General features: G+C 73.7%; 4 protein-coding genes. All 4 read right to left on the reverse strand.

Annotated elements, in window-relative coordinates:
* A partial coding sequence (locus tag DEF28_RS19180; protein WP_114446187.1) for a right-handed parallel beta-helix repeat-containing protein occupies positions 1–3,030 on the reverse strand: 3,030 nt, incomplete at its 3' end.
* A 115-nt stretch (positions 3,031–3,145) separates the two neighbouring features.
* Positions 3,146–4,795: a hypothetical protein gene (locus DEF28_RS27620; RefSeq protein ID WP_158562877.1), complete on the reverse strand. Its 1,650-nt coding sequence runs from the start codon at positions 4,793–4,795 to the stop codon at positions 3,146–3,148.
* Between the two features lie 129 nt (positions 4,796–4,924).
* Positions 4,925–5,437, reverse strand: a complete 513-nt coding sequence (locus DEF28_RS19190; RefSeq protein ID WP_147280254.1) for a hypothetical protein — start codon at positions 5,435–5,437, stop codon at positions 4,925–4,927.
* 50 nt (positions 5,438–5,487) lie between these two features.
* On the reverse strand, positions 5,488–18,855 hold the full coding sequence (locus DEF28_RS19195) for an ADP-ribosyltransferase (RefSeq protein WP_114446188.1): 13,368 nt from the start codon (positions 18,853–18,855) through the stop codon (positions 5,488–5,490).
* Positions 18,856–18,861 lie beyond the last annotated feature (6 nt).

Below are 18,861 nucleotides of genomic sequence, written 5' to 3' on the forward strand. Positions count from 1 at the left end.
GAACCGGGAGGCCAGACCCGGGTTGGAGTCCAGGAAGCGCTGCATCTCGTCGGTGTAGCCGGCGACGATCACCACGACCTCGTCGCGGTGGTCCTCCATGAGCTTCACCAGGGTGTCCACCGCCTCCTGCCCGAAGTCGTTCCCGCTGCCGCCCCGGGGGGTGAGGGTGTAGGCCTCGTCGATGAAGAGCACCCCGCCCTTGGCCCGCTCGAACACCTCGGCCGTCATCTGCGCGGTGTGCCCGACGTAGCGGCCCACCAGGTCCGACCGCGCCGACTCCACCACCTGGCCGGACGGCAGCACGCCCAGGGTGCGCAGCATCCGGCCGTACCACCGCGCCACCGTGGTCTTACCGGTACCGGGTGCGCCCGCGAAGACCAGGTGGTGGCTCATGGAGGCCACCGGCAGCCCGAGCGCCTTGCGCTGGTTGGCCATGACCAGCAGGTTGGCGAGGTCGTTGACGGTGGACTTCACTCCTTCCAGGCCCACCATGTCGTTCAGCTCGGCGCGCAGCGCCGCGACCTCGTCCACCGGCTCGCCGCTCTCACCGGTGGGCGCCTCCACGCCCAGGTCGACCGGGAGCAGCAGGGTGAGGTCGGCCGGGTTGTCCGGCGGCTCCCCGCCCAGCCGGTACGCCTGCCGGTCGATCATCTCCTCGAAGATCTTGCGCGCGTCGCGGCCGTTGCCGAAGGTGGCACCCCGGTGCATGCCCTCGAACGTCGCGTGCAGCGCCGCCTTGGTCTCCTCCGCCAGCTGGTAGTGGTGGGTCGCGCACATCCCCTCGACGATGCGCACCAGCTCGTCCACCTCGTAGTTGGGGAACTCGATCGTGCGGCTGAACCGGGAGGCCATGCCCGGGTTGGCGGCGAGGAAGCCCTGCATATCGTCGGTGTAGCCCGCGACGATCACCACGACCTCGTCGCGGTGGTCCTCCATGAGCTTCACCAGGGTGTCGATGGCCTCCTTCCCGAAGTCCGGGCCGCTGCCGCCGTCCTTGCTGCCGGAGAGGGTGTAGGCCTCGTCGACGAAGAGCACGCCGCCCTTGGCCCGCTCGAAGACCTCGGTGGTCTTGATCGCGGTGCCGCCGACGTACTGCGACACCAGGTCGGCCCGGGCCACCTCGACCACGTGTCCGTAGCGCAGCACGTCGAGCTCGGCCAGGATGCGGCCGTAGAGCCGCGCCACCGTGGTCTTGCCGGTGCCGGGCGGGCCGCCGAACACCAGGTGCCGGCTCATCGGCGGAGTGGGCAGGCCCATCTCCGCGCGGCGCTTGGCCATCTGGTTGCGGTTGATGAGGGTCCGGACCTCGTGCTTGACGTTGGCCAGGCCGACCAGCGCGTCCAGCTCCGCCAGGGGGCCCTCCGACTCCGCGTCCTGCGCCGGGCCGGAGTCGGCCGCCGGGGCGCCGGGCAGCGCGGGCGCCTCCGGGAGGCTGCCGTCGGCGTCCGCCCCGTAGGCGTCCGGCGCGCCGTTCCCGCTGCTCAGCAGGTCGCTGGCGCGCACCCGCTCGCTGCGCACGGTCTGGCGCAGGCCGGCGCGGCCGTTCTCCCGCACCGAGCAGTCCTCCACGACGACGTCCTCGGTGCTGTGCACGAGCACACCGTCGCCGGTGTTGCCGAAGACCTCGCTGCGGCGCAGCGTGGCCCGGGCGCCGGCCGCCACCAGCACCCCGTTGCGGCGGCCGTTGTAGACGCGGGAGCGCAGCAGCGACGCCTCGCCGCCGTTGTGGACCGCGATGCCGTCGCCCGCGCACTCGGAGACATCGCAGTCGCGCAGGTCCGCGCGCGCCTCCGCGCCCACGGCGATGCCGGCGTCGCGGCTCTCGCGCACGTGCACCCCCGACAGCAGCGGCCGCGAGCGCTCGTCCACCTGCACCGAGTTCTTGGCGGTGCGCTCGATGGTCACGTTCTCCAGCCGGCCCTGGCCGCCCTTGCGGAACCGCACCCCCTGCCCCCGGGTGTCGGCGATCGTCACACCGCGCAGGAACGGGCTGCTCGCCTCGACCACGAACCCCGGCCCGTTGGCGCCGGTGACCAGGCCGCGGTCGAACTCCACGGTGCTGCCGCCGCTCACGCTCACCCCGGTGCCGCCGCGCACCGTGAGCTCGATGAAGGAGGTGCCCGCGCGGTCCTCGGCGCGCACCCCGTCGCCGCCGGCGTCCTCGATCTCGCAGTCGGTGAACGTGCCGCGCGCCTTGCCCCACACGTGTACGCCGGCCCCCTTGGAGCGGGCCACCACGACGCGGCGCAGCTGCGGGTCGGAGCCGTTGTGCACGGCGATCCCGCGCCCGCCGACGTCCTCGAACCGGCAGTCCTCGACCTCGGTCCGCGCACGGCTGGAGAGCACCAGGCCGTCGTCGGCGGTGTCGTGCACCCGGACGCCGCGCAGCGCCGTCGAGGCGTCGTCCTCCAAGGCGATCGCCGGCTTCGCGCACCCGGAGATCTCGCTGTCCTCGATCACCCCGCCCGCCTGCCCGCTGGCGAACACCCCGTTGCCGCGCACGTCGCGGAACACGCACGAGCGCACCACGGGATGCCCCCGGTCGCCGACCACCAGGGCGCTGGTCTCCACGTCCTCGATGACGCAGTCCTCGATGATGCTGGGCTCGGGGGTCGTGATCACCACGCCGGCCCCCGCCGAGCAGGTGACCCGGCTCTCCCGCATCGCCAGCGCACCGGAGTCGCGCACGACGACCGCCGTCCACGCGGAGCCGGCCACCTCGCAGTCGGCCATCTCCGCCTGCCCGGCGGCGATGTCCACCGCCGGCCGCTGGTCGTCGCGGCCGTGCAGCACGAGACCGGACAGCTTGACCGCCTCCGCCGCCGAGACCACCGCGCTGCCGGATTCGGCGACGACCTCCACGCTGCCCCGGCCGTCCCGCGCCATGAGCGTGACGACCTTCATCAGCACCAGACTCTCTTCGTAGCGACCCGGCGCGATGCTGATGAGCGCGCCGTTGTCGGCCGCGGCGAGCGCCGCCCCGATGGTCGGGTGCGCGTCCGGCGCTACCGTGAGAAGTTGCCTGGCCATCTCGTCTTCCTTCTTCTCGTCCGCCCGCCGGGTGCCGGGCGGGACCCCGGCGCCGGGTGGCCTGGTGCGTGGAGGGGCGGGGCGGCCCGGCCGCCCCGCCCGGGTGCCGCGGTGGTTACGAGCACGTGGTGCGGACCACCGAGGCGGCGACGTGCGAGCGGTCCGCGCCCTGGCCCGCCAGCGGGTCGGCGCCGATGTTGGTGAGCTGGACCGTGAAGGTCTCGGCCGGTGTGGTGAACCCGGTCACCTGCACCCAGCCGCCGCGCACGCCCGCCTGCTCGATGCCGAACACGCCGACCGCGTCGCCTTCGGGCCGGTCGCCCGAGAAGACCTGGTACCTCGCCTCCTGCTCGGCGATCCACAGCGGGCTCTCGTCCTGGGGGATGTGCACGAACAGCTCGCACCGCGCACCGGTGCGGCCGGGCGAGAACGTCCAGTACGCGAACTCGCCGTTGCCCGCCTCGGGGTCGCCGGAGACCGGGATCGCGTCGTAGTCGCCGTTGCAGTCCTCCTGCCGGTCACCGCCCTGGCGGGTGGCCCACGACTTCCTGCCGTCGCCCTCCTGCCAGTGGCCGGCCCGGCCGTAGGAGGCGGCGGCGTCCGAGGGGCAGCCGGGGCCGACGACCTCGGAGAAGCTCCACGCGGCCGGGGACGGCTCCGCGGACGGCTGCTCCCCGGCGGGCGGGGAGGGCTCCTCGGACGGAGCCGGGGCGGGCGGTGCGGCCTCGCCGTCCTGGCCGTCACCCGGGGCCGGCTGGCCGTCCCCGTCCGCGCCCTGGTCGGCGCGCTCCTCGTCCCGGGGCGCCTCCCGCTCCCCTTCGGACTCCCCTTCGGACCGATCCTGCTGCTCATCGGAGGACGCGGGGCCCGCCAGAGTGTTGGCCTCGGCGGCGCCGCCCTCCTCGCCGTCGCCGGACCGCTGCGTGCTGCCCTCGTCGCTGCCGCCGGACCGCTGGGTGTCCTCCGAGGCGGAGGAGCGCTCGGTCGCGTCCGCGGCCGGCTCGTCCTCGGCGGCGGCGGTGCGCCCCGAGCCCACCTCGGGCAGCGAGCCGATGATGCCGGGCGCGTCCTCGTCGGAGATACGGGCCTCGGGTGCGCCGCCGGAGCCCTCGGTCCCCGACCCCTCCTCGCCGTTGCCGGAGGCCCCGCCCCCGGAGCCCTCTTCGCCCGCCTGCTCGCCGGCCCCGGCGGCGGCCGGGTCCGGCGTGGCCGCGTCGGAGGCCGGCGCGTCCCGCACCTCGGGAACGTAGCCGCCCGACGCGTCCTCGGGGGTGCCGTTGACGCTGCCGGTCGTCGAGGGCGCCTCGGCAGTGCCGTCGCCTCCGGTCGCCGGCTGGCCCGCGGCGTTGTCGACCGTGTCCCGGTCGCTGGTCCCGGCGATCAGGCTGCCCGACGTGAGCGGCACCGTGTCCAGCGACGTGTGCTGGGTGCTCGCGGAGACCGCGAACGGCGCGGCGATGAGGATCAGCCCCGCGATGGCGGCACCGGCCAGCACCGGTGGGCCGGGCCGGCCGAGCTCCGGGCCGGCCTCGACCGGCTCCAGGGGGGCGCGGGCCGTCGCGCCCACCGCGTCGAACGCACGGGGGTGGCCGGCCGCCGCCGCGGTGGCCGTCGCCGCCTCCTCCTGCCCGGCGGGCGTGGTCGCGCGGGACGACTCGGGGACGTCGATCCGGCCGCCGGCCGTCGGCGGAGCGGACGGCGGCCGGTCCGGTGAGGTGGCGGGGGACTGTGCCTTCTCCTGGCCGCCCTCGAACTTCTCGGTCATTGCAGGGTCCTTTCTGCAACCCGGTGGGGGGAAGTCGCCGCTCCGCGCTGCGGCGCGGGCGGGGAGGGGATCGCTACGGTCGGGTTCTCGGGGGCTGCGGGCGCCGGGCGGGTCCGGCGGCCGGAGTGCTCACGGCCGGGGCTCCGGCGCGTCCGGCCGATCGGCGGACTGGGGGGCGCCCAGCTGGTACGGCGCGTACAGGTGCGGGCGCAGCGCGGCCGACGCCGGCTCGTCCCGGCCCTTGGCATCGCGCAGCGCCGCCCAGACGTGCGCTCCGGCTCGCACCCGCGCGGCTCCCTCCTCGAACCCGGACGGAGCCGCGGCGGGTTCGCTCCACCCGGCCGCCTCATGCCCGTCGGTCCACACCCAGCCCAGGTGCGCACCGTCCTCGTCGCTCAGCGCGGCCCGCAGCACCGGCGACCGGTACTGCCACGCGTAGGTGACGGGGACGCTGTCGACCCGGACGGTGGAGCCGTCGGGGCGCCATCGGGGGTGGCTGAACGGGCCGTCGGCCGCGGGTTCCGGCTCCGGGGCGGGCTCCGGCCGCGCGACCGGGTCCGGGCTCGCCGCGGGTCCCGGTTCCGCGGTGGTCTCCGTTCCCACCGCGGGCCCGGCACCGGCCGACTTTGTCTGCTCTGTCATCTTGGTGTCCGTTCTACCGGTCTTCAAGGGGGCTGTGGTATACGGCACCGTCAGTTTCCACCGTTCCCGCCGTTCAGGGCCTGCTGAAAAATTTCGGCGATGCTCTTCGGGCCCGTGTTCGCCGCCGCAGCGTCGTCCTCGGAGAATCCGCGGTCGGCGTCACCGAGCGGGTCGGGGCGCCATCCGGCGGGCGGCTCCCACGACGTCGGGACGATCTCGGCCTCGATGAACCACGTCAAGGAGGTGCCGGCGCTCGTCGTGACCGGACGTTGGTAGGCGGCGTGCACCACGGCCGTGAAACCGCGGGGCAGCAGGATCTCGCGTTCGATCGGCCCGTAACTCGAAATGCGCATGAGGTTGAGGCCCGGGAAGCCGCGCGGGACGCGGTAGACGACGTAGGCGTGGCGCTCGACCGCGCTGCGGGTGCCCACCGAGGTGGAAGCGTAACTGGCGTCCGTGAAGGTACTGCCGACCAGGCTCGGCAGCAGGGTGTCGACGGAGTGGGCGGAGCCGGGGAAACGCTGCGTCACCATCCGCTCCAGGAATCCGGCCTCGACGCCGCGGTGCAGGAGGACCGGCTCCGGCATCCGCGAGAGCTCGACGGCCATGTCCATGCGGTCGAGCGTGTCCAGGAACTCCCCTTCGAGTCCGGGCTCCACGGCGCCGTCGCGCAGCCCGTCCTTCAGCCACTGATACCTGCCTTCCGCGTACTCCTCGATGGCCTCCTGCAGCTCCGGAGGGAGCAACTGCCACGGCATGCCGTTGCGGACTCCTTCGGTCGGCATGCGCTCGTCGGCCCACCTGACGGCGTCGTCGTCGCTGTCGAACCGAAGCGCGGCACCCATCCCCGCGCCCGCGGGTTCGCCGGGGTCTCCCTCCCAGGCGAACGGCGGCGGAACCAAGCGGCGAATGTCCCCCGCGTTCGCCTCCGCCTCGCTGTCCGTGTCACTGTCCGTGTCACTGTCCGTGTCCATGAAGCCGTCGGAGTGCGAGGCCGGCGGAGGCGCCGGAGCCGGCTGGGCACCGGGGGCCGGCGGGTTCTGCTGGTTCCCGGCGGGGTGCCCGGTGGCGTCGGCCAGCTCCGCGAGGGCGGTGTCCAGGGCGCCGCTCGCGCGCCAGTGGTTCCACGTGTCCTGGAGCCGCTTCTGGACCTCCTCCGGGGTGAGGGTCTGGTACACGCCGTTGGCCGCATCCAGGATCCGGCCGACGTTCTCACTGACCTGCTCGATGCTGTGGCCCCGGACGTGGTGGTCGTGGTAGGCGGCGAGGAACTCGACCGCCTGCCGCGAGCTCTGCGCCAGTTGGGGGGCGTCCTGGTGGAGGGGGGCACCGATGCGGTCGCGCGCGTCGTCGGACAGGTCGGCGACGCGGACGGGGGGCTGGTAAGGGGTGGGCCAGCCGGTGCCGCGGTCGAGCGCGGGGCGGATGAGGTCGCTGATGTCGTCGACGTGGTGCTGGCGCAGCCCGACGAACGGCAGGTCCGTCCGCGCCATGATGTTGGTGGCGGCGAGGTCGGCGCGGGACTGGTCGGGCCGACTCCGGAAGACACCGGGCGCGAGCTCGGCGTCGCTCTCGGTGTACTCGTCCCGAAGCCCGAACATGTGCAGGATCTCGTGGACGTGGACGTTCGGCTCGGCGTCCACCGCCCAGGAGTTCCGGGAGCTCCGGGGGATGACGCCGCCGGCCGTGGGCAGCCAGGTCACCTCGTGGTGGGGCGGGCCGGTGACGCCCGGGCCGTCGGCGTCCTGGAGGGTGAAGTGGAGCTGGTCGCCGGGCGTGCCGTCGGGGTTGGTGGTGCGGTACCTGCCGTTGAGCAGCTCGTTCAGCCGCTTCTGGTAGGCGCGCGTGCGCTCGGCGAGCAGGGCGGGATCGATCCCGTCGCCGTGGAACGTGACGCGCAGGATCAATTCGGCGATGTGCGTGGGACCGCCTGGTTGCCGGTGCTCCGCGGGGATCGGGACCCGCCGCACGTCCAAGGCGGTCTCGTGTCCGTACCGCGCGAAGACCGTGGGGAGCAGGTACTCCGGTACGTCGCGCGTGTCCGCCGGTGCGTCGTCGCGCGGATACCCCGGCACGCTGATGGCTCGGTAATCCGAGGCGTCGGTGCGGCTGCCGGCGATGGCGGTGCGCAGCGCCTCGTCACCGTGGTTGCGCCGCACCCCGGAGGAGTCGCCCGTCACCCCGATGGCGGTGACGGGTGCCTGGGCGTAGGCGAGTTTCCGCTGGTTATCGGTCCACTGGTCGGGGGTGACCAGGTCCTCGTGGACGCGGGCCGGGGTGCTCGTGGACTCGGCGGTGATCCAGGAGATCCGGGACAGCGAGGCGGCGGTCACCCGGGGCTGGTACGCCGGCTGGTCCGCGGGGCGCATGGCCTGGCTCTCCGCGTCCAGGCTCCGCGACTCGGCCCGCATCGCCGCGGCCGTCGCCCGCATCACCTCGGCCTCCGCCCGGAGCACCCGGGACTCCGCGGACGGCGGAGCGGCCGGCTTCGCCGGCGGAGGCGTCACCCCGAGATTGGCGAGGGCCTGCTCGTGGTCGGCCTGGGCCTCCGCGAGCTTGGCCTCGGCCTCGGCCTGCCGGCTCCGGGCCTCTTCCTGCTTGGCGCGGGCCTGCTCCACCAGGTTGTCGGCCAGCGTGTGCAGGTCCTGGGCCTCGGCCTCCAGGAACGGGGCGCTCGCACGCAGCGCGTCGGCCTCTTCCCGGAGCGTCTGGGCCTGCGCGCCGCTGCCCTGGCCGTCCAGGTCGTCGGCCTGCGCCCGGAGGTTCCGCTCCTCCGACCGCATGGTCTGGACCTGCGTGTCCTTGTACCAGGCGTCCGCGCGGTGGCCATCGCTCTCGCTCCGGAGCGCACGGGCTTGTGTCCGCAGGTTCTGGGCGTCCGTCCGCAGGTTCTCCGCCTCGTTGCGCAGCCTCTGGTAGGACGACCACTTCGGGTCGCTCGGCTTCGGTGGCCCGCTGAGGTTGGCGAGGGACTCCGCCCGCCTGGCCGCGGTCTCCGCCCACTGCTCCCGGCCCTCCGTCCGCAGCGCGCTCTGCTCTGCCCGCGCCGCCTGGGACTGGCTCGACTCGGTGAGGCCGAACCAGGACAGCACCTCCGGCCCGGCCGCGGTGTGGTCGGGCCGCGGCCCGGCACCGGCGGGCGACGGGGCGTCCCAGCCGAGGTGGCCGTGGAACGAGAACTTGTCGGGCAGGTCCGCGGGGTCGACCACCTCGACCTTCAGCCGGACTTCGGAGCCGTCGCGCAGCGTGTAGGGCACCCGCCGGGTGCCGCCCTGGCCGTCGGGCACCAGGCGCCCGCCGTTGACCTCGGACTCCAGGTCCGCCACGAGTGTGCGCTCGGCCTGGGCGACGGTGTCCGGATCCACTCCGGTGGGCGCCGCACCGCGCAGCAGCCGGACCGTGACCTCGACGGTCGTCCGGGTGACCTCCCTGGTCTCCTGGCGGACCTCCGTGGTCTCCTGGCCGTCCTTCGCCGTCTCCCGGACGACGATGTCCGTGGTCTCCTGGACGGTCTCCGTGGTGCGGCGCCACTCGAAGCGCGGATCCATGTCCACGCCCACGAGGACCTCGCGCTGGGTGATCCGGGCGGGCAGCTCCGTTCCGCCGTCCGTCGTGACGGAGAACTCCCGCGACTGCCCCGGCCGGCTGCCGAAGCGGTTGGCCAGCGCCTCGGCCAGCCGCACCGTGTGCCGGGCCGGATCGACGATGCTCTCCCACCCCTCCGAGGGAGGGGTGTACCCCTGTGCCTCCAGGTTGCGCAGCCCCTCCAGGAGGGCCCCCGTCTCCCGCCAGTAGGCGGTGACCTCGTGGAACTGCCGCTCCGCGTTCCGGTCGCCCAGGAGGAGGGTGTCGAGGCTCTGGCCGTCGACGTGGTGCCGGTAGTAGACGTGCAGCAACTCGTCCGCCCGGTCCGGGCTGAGGCCGTCGATTCCGGCGACCAGCGGGTCGTCGGCCGGGGCGAGCCCGTCGGCCGGTTGTGCGGCCGGGGCGGCGGCCGTGCTCCCGCCGTCGCGGTCGGCCTCCTCGTTCGTCGGGGCGTACGCCTGCGCGGGCGCCCCCGGCGCGGGCTGGCCGCTGGAGGCCGGAGGCTCGCTCAGGGTGATCGTCTGGGGATTGGTCGCGCTGCGCAGCTCCTTCAGGGCGGCGTCCAGGGCGCCACTGGCGCGCCAGTGGTTCCACACCTCCCGCAGCCGGTCCTGCTGCTCCTCCGGGGTGAGGAAGCGGAACGTGCCCGACGGCGTCCACTCCCCGATCCGCGGCACGTGGCCGCTGACCTGCTCGATGCTGTGGCCCCGCACATGGTGGTCGTGGTAGGCGGCGAGGAACTCGACCGCCTGCTGCGGGGACGCCACCAGGAGGGGAGCGTCCTGCCGCAGCGGGACGCCGATGCGGGCGATCCTGACCGGAGGGAGGTCGGCGACGCGGACGGGGGGCTGGTAGGGGGTCGGCCCGCCCGGCCCGCGGTTGAGCGCGGGCCGCAGGAAGTCGGACAGCCAGTCGAGCTGGTGCTTGCGCAGTCCGGCGAAGGAGTTCGTCGCCGCCATGATGTTCACCGCGGACCGGTCCACCCGGTTGAGGCTCTCCCCCGACCGCAGCGCGCTGGGCGAGGGCTCGAACGCCGCCTCCAGGTACTCGTCGGGGAGCCCCAGCATGTGCAGCGTCTCGTGGACCCAGACCATCGGCTCGGCGTCCAGGGCCCACAGGCTCCTGTGGCTCCGAGGCATGACGCCGCCGACCGTGGGCGCCAGGACGACCTGGTAGTGGGCGGGTCCCCTGACGCCTGGCTGGTCCACGTCCAGGACCGTGACGTGGAGCTGGTCCCCGAGGCTGCCGTCCGGGTTGGACAGGCGGTACCGCTCGTTGAGCACCCTGTTCAGCGTCTTCTGGTAGGCGCTCATGCGCTGGGCGACCGCCGCGGGATCGACCCCGTCGCGGTGGAACTTGACGCGGACGATGGCATGGGCGACGTGGGTGGGGCCGCCCGGGGTCCGCTTCTCCGGTGGGATGGGAACCCGCGACACGTCCAGGTTGGTGTCCTGTAGCACGTACACCTGCAGGTGGGCGGGAAGGAACCGCTCCGCCGTGCCCGGCGGGTCGCCCGGGGCCGGGACGCCGGCAGGGTTGTAGGGATCGGTCCGGCGGGCCGGCACCGAGGTGACCCGCACCTCGTTCGGGACGGTGGCCACTCCCGAAACGTCAAGGGACGAGCCGATCCTGGTGACGGGCGCCCGGCCGCGCCCGTCCTTCCAGGCCGCATAGTCAGCGAGCCCCTTGTGGACGGGGGCCGGGATGCTGGTGGACTCAGCGGTGATCCGGGAGATCCGCGACAGGGAGGCGGCGGTCACCCGGGGCGGCAGCACGTGCTGGACGGTGTCCCGCTGGACGGGGTCGTGCGCCCGCAGAGTCAGGGCATAGGCGTCGAGGGAACGCGCCACCGCCCGCAGTGAGGCGGCCTCGGCGCGCATGGCCGCGGCCTCCGCCCGCCGGGCGTCGGCGTCCCTCGACCCGGCGCCGGTGTTCGCGGTGGTGTCCGGCTGCGGGGGCACGGGGTGCCGGGTCTGCGCCTCCGCGAGCTTGGCCTGCGCTTCCGCGACCTTGGCCTCCGCCTCGTGGAGCCGGGCCAGCGCTCCGGCGCGGTCGCCATGGGTCTGTCGGACGACGGCGTCCTCGCGCAGGCGCCCGGCCTCGTCCCGCAGGTGCGCCGCCTCCTGGCGCAGCTGCTGGGACGCGGTCCAGTCCAGGTCGTGCAGCGGTGGCGTCGTGCCGTACTGGGCGTGGAACTGGGCCTGGAGGGCGTCCCGCTCCGCCTCGTGGATGGGGGCCGCCGCCTGGTGGGCCCGGATCTCCGCCCGTAGGGCCTGGGACGCCGTCGACTCGGTGAGCCCGAACCAGGCCAGCACTTCGGGTCCGGCCGTGCGGTGGTCGGGCGGTGCGGCGGTGCCCTTGGCGGGCGAGGCGTCCCAGCGGATGCGGCCATGCAGGGTGTGCATGTCGGTGGACGGGCGGAGGTCGACGATCTCCACCTTCAGCCGGAGCTCGGAGCCGTTGCGCAGGGTGTAGGGCATGCGCTGGGCGCTGCCGTCCTTGTGGGTGACGAGCCGCCCGTTGTTGATCTCCGACTCCAGCGACGTCACCAGGGCGCGTTCCGCTTCGGCGATCGTGGCCGGGTCCGTGCCCGCGGGCGGCCAATCGCGTTCCAGCCGCACGACCACCTCGGTGAGGTCCTGGCCGTCATGGGTGATCCGGTTCCATTCGAAGCGCGGGTTGCTGACATGGCCGGGCATCAGGTCCCGCCGGGTGATCTGCGCGGACAGCACCGTGCCGCCGTCCGTCGTGACCGAGAGGTCCCGCGTCTGCCCCGGGGAACTGCCGAACCGGTCGGCCGCCCAGGCGGGCAGCGGTACCGCGCGCCGGACGGGGTTGACGATGCTCTCCCACCCGCCGGGCGGCGGCGCCTGCCCCTGGGCCTCCAGCTTCGGCAGGATCTTCTGCAGGGCACCGGTCTCCCGCCAGTAGGCGGTGATCTCGTGGAACCGGCTCTCGGCTGCGAGGTCGCCGAGGAACAGCGTGTCGAGGCTCACGCCGTTCACATGGTGCCGGTAGTAGGCGAACAGTATCCCGGCGGCCTGCTGCGCGGTGAGGCCGTCGAGCCCGGCGATCACCTCGCCGTCGGGCGCGGGGGCGGGGTGCTGGGAACTGCCGGGGGCGCGCTGGGCGCGGACGTCGGTGCCGGTCGGGTGCGGCGGGTCGGTGAACACCGTATGGGCGTGGGTGTTCGGGTTGTCCTGCCAGTCCCGCAGGGTGGCGTCGGCGCGCCGTTGGTTGACGAAGTTGCTCGCCGCCTGCGGGGCGCCATCGTCCATGTCGTCGTCGGAGTCGCCCTCGTAGGACTCTTCGGAGGCGTCGTCCATGTCCTCGTCGGAGCCGTACTCGGTGGACGTGTCCGGGGCGTCGCCTCTGTCCGCGCCGCCGGGAACGGGGGCCGGCCGGCCCGCAGTGGCCGTCGCCTGCGGTCCGGTGGCGTTTGCCAGCTCCGCGAGTGCGGTGTCCAGCGCGCCGCTGTTCCGCCAGTGGTTCCACGCCTGCCGGAGCCAGGTCTTGGTCTGCTCCGGGGTGAGCGGGTGCTTCCCGTCGTCCCTCTCCACCCACAGGCGCTTCAGGTTGTCGACGACCTGCTCGATGCTGTGGCCGCGGACGTGGTGGTCGTGGTGGGCGGCGAGGAACTCCATCGCGTGCTCGGCGCTGAGGGTGAGCTCGGGGGCGTCCTGGTGGAGGGGGGCGCCGATGCGCTGGCGCGCGGCGCGGGACAGGTCGGCGATGCGGACGGGGGGCTCGTAGGGGGTGGGTCCGCCGTTGCCGCGCTCGAGCGCGGGGCGGATGAGGTCGCTGATCTGGTCGATCTGGTGCTGGCGCAGATCGACGTACGGTGTCTCCGTCCCGACCATGATGTTCGCCAGGGAGAGGTCGACGCGGGACTGGTCGCGCCGGGTCCGGAAGACGCCGGGGTCGGACTCGGCGTCGGGCTCCGGGTACTCGTCCAAAAGCCCGTACATGTGCAGGAGTTCGTGGACCAGGATTTCCGGATCGGCGTCCACGGCCCACCTGCTCCGGGAGGACCGGGGGACCTCGCCGTCGACCGTGGGCAGCCAGGTGACCTCCTGGTGGATCCGGCCGGTGACGCCCGGAGCGTCGGCGTCCTCGACGGTGAAGTGGAGCTGGGCGCCGGGTGTGCCGTCGGTGTTGGTAGCGCGGCGCTTGCCGTTGAGCAGCTCGTTCAGACGGGTGTTGACCGCGTCGAGGTCGCCCGCCGTGCCGCGGAACCTGATCCGTACGAGCGCCTCGGCGATGTGCGTGGGACCGCCCGGTTTCTGGTACTCCTCGGGGATCGGAACCAGCCGGACCTCGAAGCCGGTGCCGTTCGCGTACGTGTAGAAGTCGGTCCGCAGCAGGTGCCGCGGAGCGTCCGGCGGGTTCCCCGGCACGCTGATGGCGTCGGGGTCCGTGGGAGCGGTGCGGCGGGCGGGGACGGCGGTCCGGGCCGGCTCGCCGCCGAAGCCCCGGACCACGCCCGACTCGTTCGGGCGCGGGCTGATCGTGGTGACGGGAGCCTGGGCGCGGGCACGCGCCCACTGGCCGGGGCGCCACTGGTCGGGGGTGACCAGGCCCTCGTAGCTGCGGGCCGGTGCGCTGGTGGACTCGGCGGTGAGCTGGGAGATCCGGGACAGTGCGGCGGCGGTCACCCGCGGCGGGTAGACGTTTCGAACCGACGCCCGCTGAGCCGGGTCCAGGGCGCGGATCGCCGTCTCCGTGGCGTCGACGGCGCGGGCCGCCGCCCGGATCACACTGTCCTGGGCCCGCATGACCTCGGCCTCAGCCTGCCTGGCGTGGTCGTCCGCGGACGGCCGGGTGCCGGGGGCTGGCGACGGGGGCGTGGGCTGCTTGACCCGGGCCGACGTGAGTTTGTCCAGCGCTTCCGCGAGTTTGCGTCGCGCCTCCGCGAACTTCGCCTGCACTCCCGCGCGGTCGTTCTGGGCTCCCAGGGCCTTGGCTTCCATCCGCAGGTTGTGTGCCTGCTCCCGCAAGGTCGCGGACTCCGCCTGGAGGTTCCGGGCGTCCCTCCAGTCCCGGTCGTTCGTCGGGTCCTGGGTGCCCCGCTTGGCGTGGGCCTCCGCGTCCACGGCCCGGCCCTCGTCCTCTGCGGCCCGGTTCTCCACCCTGCGGGCCCGGTCGTGTGCCCGTACCGCCTGGGACTCCGTGGATTCGGTGAGGCCGAACCAGGCCAGGATGTCGGGTCCGGCCACGCTGTGGTCGGGCGGCGCCTGGCCGGGGGTGGCGACCGGCGCGCCCCACCGGAGGTGGCCGTGCAGCACGAAGGGGTCGGGGGCCTGCCCCGGGGTGACGAGCTTGACCTTCAGCCGCAGCTCGGATCCGTCGCGCAGGGTGTAGGGAATCCGCTCCTGGGTGCCGTCGTTGCGGGGGACGAGCCGTCCGTCGTTGACCTGGGACTCCAGGTCCGCGACGAGGCGCTGTTCGGCCTGGGCGACGGTCCTGGGGTCCGCGCCCGCGGGCGGGCGGCCGCGGTCCAGCCGGACCACGACCTCCACGAGGTCGCGGCCGTCCCGGGTGATCCGGTTCCACTCGAAGCGCGGTGGGGCGTCAACGCCCGGGTGCGGCCGGCGCTGGGTGATGCGGGCGGGCAGCACGGTGCCGTCGTCCGTCGTGACGGAGAGGTCCTGGGACTGGCCGGGGGAGTTGCCGAACTTCGCGGCCATCGTCTCGGGGAGCGGCACGGTGCGGCGGGTGGGGTTGACGATGCTCTCCCAGCCGCCGGGCGGGGGCCGGTACCCCGCGTCTCCCAGGTCGTACAGGGCGTCCAGGAGCGCGCCGCTCTCCCGCCAGTAGGTGGTGACGTCCCGGAACTCCTCCTCCGTGTCGGGGTCGTTCTGGAACACGGCGTCGAGGCTGCGGCCACGGACGTGGTGGTCGTAGTAGGCGCGCAGGAACGTCCGCGCCTCCTCGCGGGTGAGGCCGTCACTCCCGGCGATCACCGTGGACGCGTCCGAGTCCTGCGAGGCGTCGTCGGAGTCGCTGTCCATGTCCACGTCGGACTCGGAGCTGTCCGACTCCTCGGCGGCGGGTGCGATCCGCCGGCTGAGCGGGTCCTCGCCGTCGGAGGTGTCCATGCGGGAGGCGGCACTGAGCTGCGAAGCGTCGGTGGAACGCGGGGCCGCCGGCTCGCTCGACGTGGGCGCGGAGGGGGCGTTCAGCGCCGCCAGTTCCGCAAGGGCCCTGTCCAGGGCACCGTCCGCCCGCCAGGCGTCCCACGCCTCCTCAAGCATCTGCCACTTCTCCGCCGACGTGGAGGGGCGGGTGCTGCCGTCGTCGGCTGTGTGCGTGTAGTGGCCCAGGTTGTCGGTCACCTGTTCCACGCTGTCGCCGCGCTGGTGGTCCAGGTAGGCGGCGAGGAAGTCGAGCGCCTGCTCAGTGGTGTCCAGGATGTCGGGCGCCGACCGCTGGAGCGGGGTGCCGATGCGTGCTCCCGCCTCCTCGGTGAGGTCGGCGATGCGGACAGGCGTCTCGTACGGGGTGGGTCCGCCGTTGCCGCGGTCGAGCGCGGGGCGGCTGATCGCGGCGAGTTCGTCGAGGTGGTGCTCGCGCAGCCGGGCGAACGCGTGGTTCGACCAGGACATGATGTTCGCGGGGGCCGTGTCGACCCGGGAGAGGTCGGGGCGGGTCCGGAAGACGCCGGGGGTGTCGCTCTGGTGGTACTCGTCGACGAGCCCGAACATGTGGAGCGTCTCGTGGACGAGGGAGATCGGGTCAGCGTCCACCGCCCATCTGCTCGCGTTGCTCCGGGGGATTTCGCCGTCCACTGTCGGGACCCACGTCACCCTCCGGTGGACCGGGCCGGTGACGTCGGGGTCGTCGGCGTTCTCGACGGTGACGTGGAGTTGGTCGCCGGGAGAACCGTCGTCGTTGGGGAGTCGGTGCTGGTAGTTGAGCGCCGCGTCCAGGGTCGTCTGGTAGGCCCGCATGCGCCGGGCGATCACGTCCGGGTCGATCCCGTTGGAGTCGAACCTGATGCGGGTGGTGAATTCGCGGACGTGGGTGGGGCCGCCGGGCTCGCGGAACTGCTCGGGAATGGGGACCCGCCGGACCTCGAAGTGGCCCAGCACGTTGTAGCGGTGCAGCCGGGGGGGAAGCACGAGTTCGGGTGCGCCGTCGGGGGCACCCGGCACCGTCCTACCGTCGGGGTCGCCGGCCGCGGCGAGGCGGGCCGGGACGGCGGTGTACTTGGCCTCCGCACCGCGCTGGGGGGCCACGCCGGAGGAATCGTTCGGTGAGCCGATGGTGGTGACGGGGACGTGCTCGCGGGCGTCCTTCCAGTGCTCGCGGGGGACCAGTCCCTCGTAGACGGGGGCGGGCGCGCTGGTGGACTCCGCGGTCAGGGCGGAGATCCGGGACAAGGAGGCGGCGGTGACCCGGGCGGGCGGGGCGTCCTGGGTGCCGAGCCGTGCGGCTTGGGATTCGGCGGACTCGGTGAGCCCGAACCAGGACAGGACGTCGGGCACGGCCGTCGCGTGGTTGGGCTGCGGCCCGGTCCCGGCCCGGAACGGCCTGCCCCAGCCGAGGTGGCCGTGCAGCGTGTACCGGTCGGCCTGGCCGCGGTCGACGAGTTCCACGCGGAGGCGGAGTTCGGCGCCGTTGCGCAGGGTGTAGGGGATCTGCTCGGTGGTGCCGTCGCGGTGGGTGACGGTGCGCCCGTTGTTGATCTGGGCTTCCATCGTCCGGACGAGTTCGTTCTCGGCCCGGACGAGGACGTCGGGACGGGGGCCGGCGAAGGCCTGGACACGTTCCAGGCGCACCACGGCCTCGACGGTGTCCCGGCCGTCCGGGGTGGTCCGCGGGATCCGGTTCCACTCGAAGCGCGGGTGCGTGGAGCCGAGGAGCTCCTCGCGCTGGATGATGCGCGCGGGAAGCACGGCGCCGTTGTCCGTGGGGACGGCGAAGTCGCGGGTCTGCCCGGGGCGGCTGCCGAAGCGCTCGGCGGTCTGCTCGGGCAGCACGGCGGTGCGGCGGGCGGGATCGACGATGCTGTCCCAGCCGCCCCGTGGCGGAGCGACGCCCTCGTCGCCCAGGTTGTTCAGGGCCTCCAGCAGGGCGCCGGTCTCCCGCCAGTACCTGGTGTAGTTCAGGTACTGCTCCTCCATGTCGGCGTCGCTGTGGAAGACGGAGTCGAGGCTCGTGCCGTTGACGTGGTGGTCGTAGTAGATGCGCAGCATCTCGGCGGCGTCGTCCCGGTCGAGGTCGTCGAGTCCGTCGAGCAGCGGGCTCAGGTCCGCGTTGTCGAACGGGTCGTCGGAGGGCTCGACGTCCATGGCGTCGTCGGAGTCGCTGGCCATGTCCACGTCGGAATCGGAGTCGTCCGAGTCCTCGGCGGCGGGCGTCGTCCGCCGGCTGAGTGGGTCCTCGACCAGCGAGGTGGCGGGCCGCTGCCGCTCGGTGAGGTTGTCGCGTGCCTGGTCGAGGTCGCTCTGGGCGCGGTCGAGTTCGGTGCGGGCGCGGTCCATCTCGCTGCGTGCGATCTGGGGGCTGGTGTCGCCGTCGCGGGAGTCGTCGATGCGGGCCTGGGCGAGGTCGATCTCGGCTTCGGCCGCGGTGACCCGGCGCTGGGCGGCCTCGACCTTGCCGCCGAGGTAGGAGGGGTCGTCATCGGCGAGGGCGAAGGTGGTGCGGGTGGTCTCCAGGTCGGTCTCGAACCGCACGACCTCGGCCTGGGCACGGGCGACGTCGGCGCGCGCCTCGTCGACCGTGCGGCCGCCGGGGCCCCGGCCACTGCCCTCGGGCCCGGGCGAGACGCCGCCGGACCGGCCGTTCGAGGCCGGCTCGGTGAGCGCCATGTTGACGCGCGGTCCGTTCCCGTTCGCCGGGAGTAGGAGGCGGCCATCGATGTCCATCTGGGCGCCGTAGGGACTGGGAGCCCAGCCAGGGGGCCTCTCCCAGCCATCGGGGACGAATTCGGCTTCGATGAACCACGACTTCATGCCGTAGGGGTCGGGGCGCTGGGTGACGGCGTGCACGATGAACGTCGGTGCGCGCTTGGTGAGCACCTCCATCTCGTCCTGCCCGTTGCGGACCGCCTTCTCCGCGTTGAGCGCCGGGTACCCGGCGGGGCCGCGGAACATGACGTAGATCCGCCGCGAGGTGTAGTCCGGGTGCGGCACGACCGAGGTGGACATGTACCCGGCCTCGGTGTGCACCGTGCCGACCAGGTTCTGCATGGAGGCGGTGTCGTTCACCGAGGCGCCCATCCGGCTGGCCAGGTCCGCGTTGGCTCCGTGGAACAGGACGACCGACTCGGGCAGCGCCGACTGGTCCATGACCGCGTCGATGTTGCCGATGGCGGTCAGCATGGACGGGGTCAGCTTTTCCGGGTTCTGCCCGAGCCCCTGGTTGATGGTCGTGCTGCCGAAGGACCGGTAGTAACGCAGGTAGCCCCGCTGGTCGTCAGTCAGCGGCGGCACGGGGAAGCGACGGTCCAGCCAGCGGCGTCCCTCTTCCTCGGTGAACGGGGGCCGGCCGGCGCGCATGCCCCCCGGACCGGTGGAGGGCACGGCCAGGTGGATGTCGACGACGGGGGCGTCCTGCCACTCGAGCAGCTGGGCGTCCGCCAGCGGGTCGAACGAGAGGCGCCCGTTCCCCGGTGCGGCGTCCGTGGTCGAGGAAGCCGGGCGCCGGGCGGCGGCTTCGCCCCCCGGGCGGCCGCCGGTGTCGGGTCCGGCGATGGCAGGTGTCTCGGGGGCGGGCCGGATCGGGGTGCCGTCGTCGTTGAAGGTGCCGCCGGCCCGGGTGAAGCGGTCGCGTGCCTGGGCGAGGTCGCGTTGGGCGTGGTCGAGTTCGGTGCGGGCGCGGTCCATCTCGCT

The organism is Marinitenerispora sediminis (assembly GCF_003336425.1).
GTDB lineage: Bacteria > Actinomycetota > Actinomycetes > Streptosporangiales > Streptosporangiaceae > Marinitenerispora > Marinitenerispora sediminis.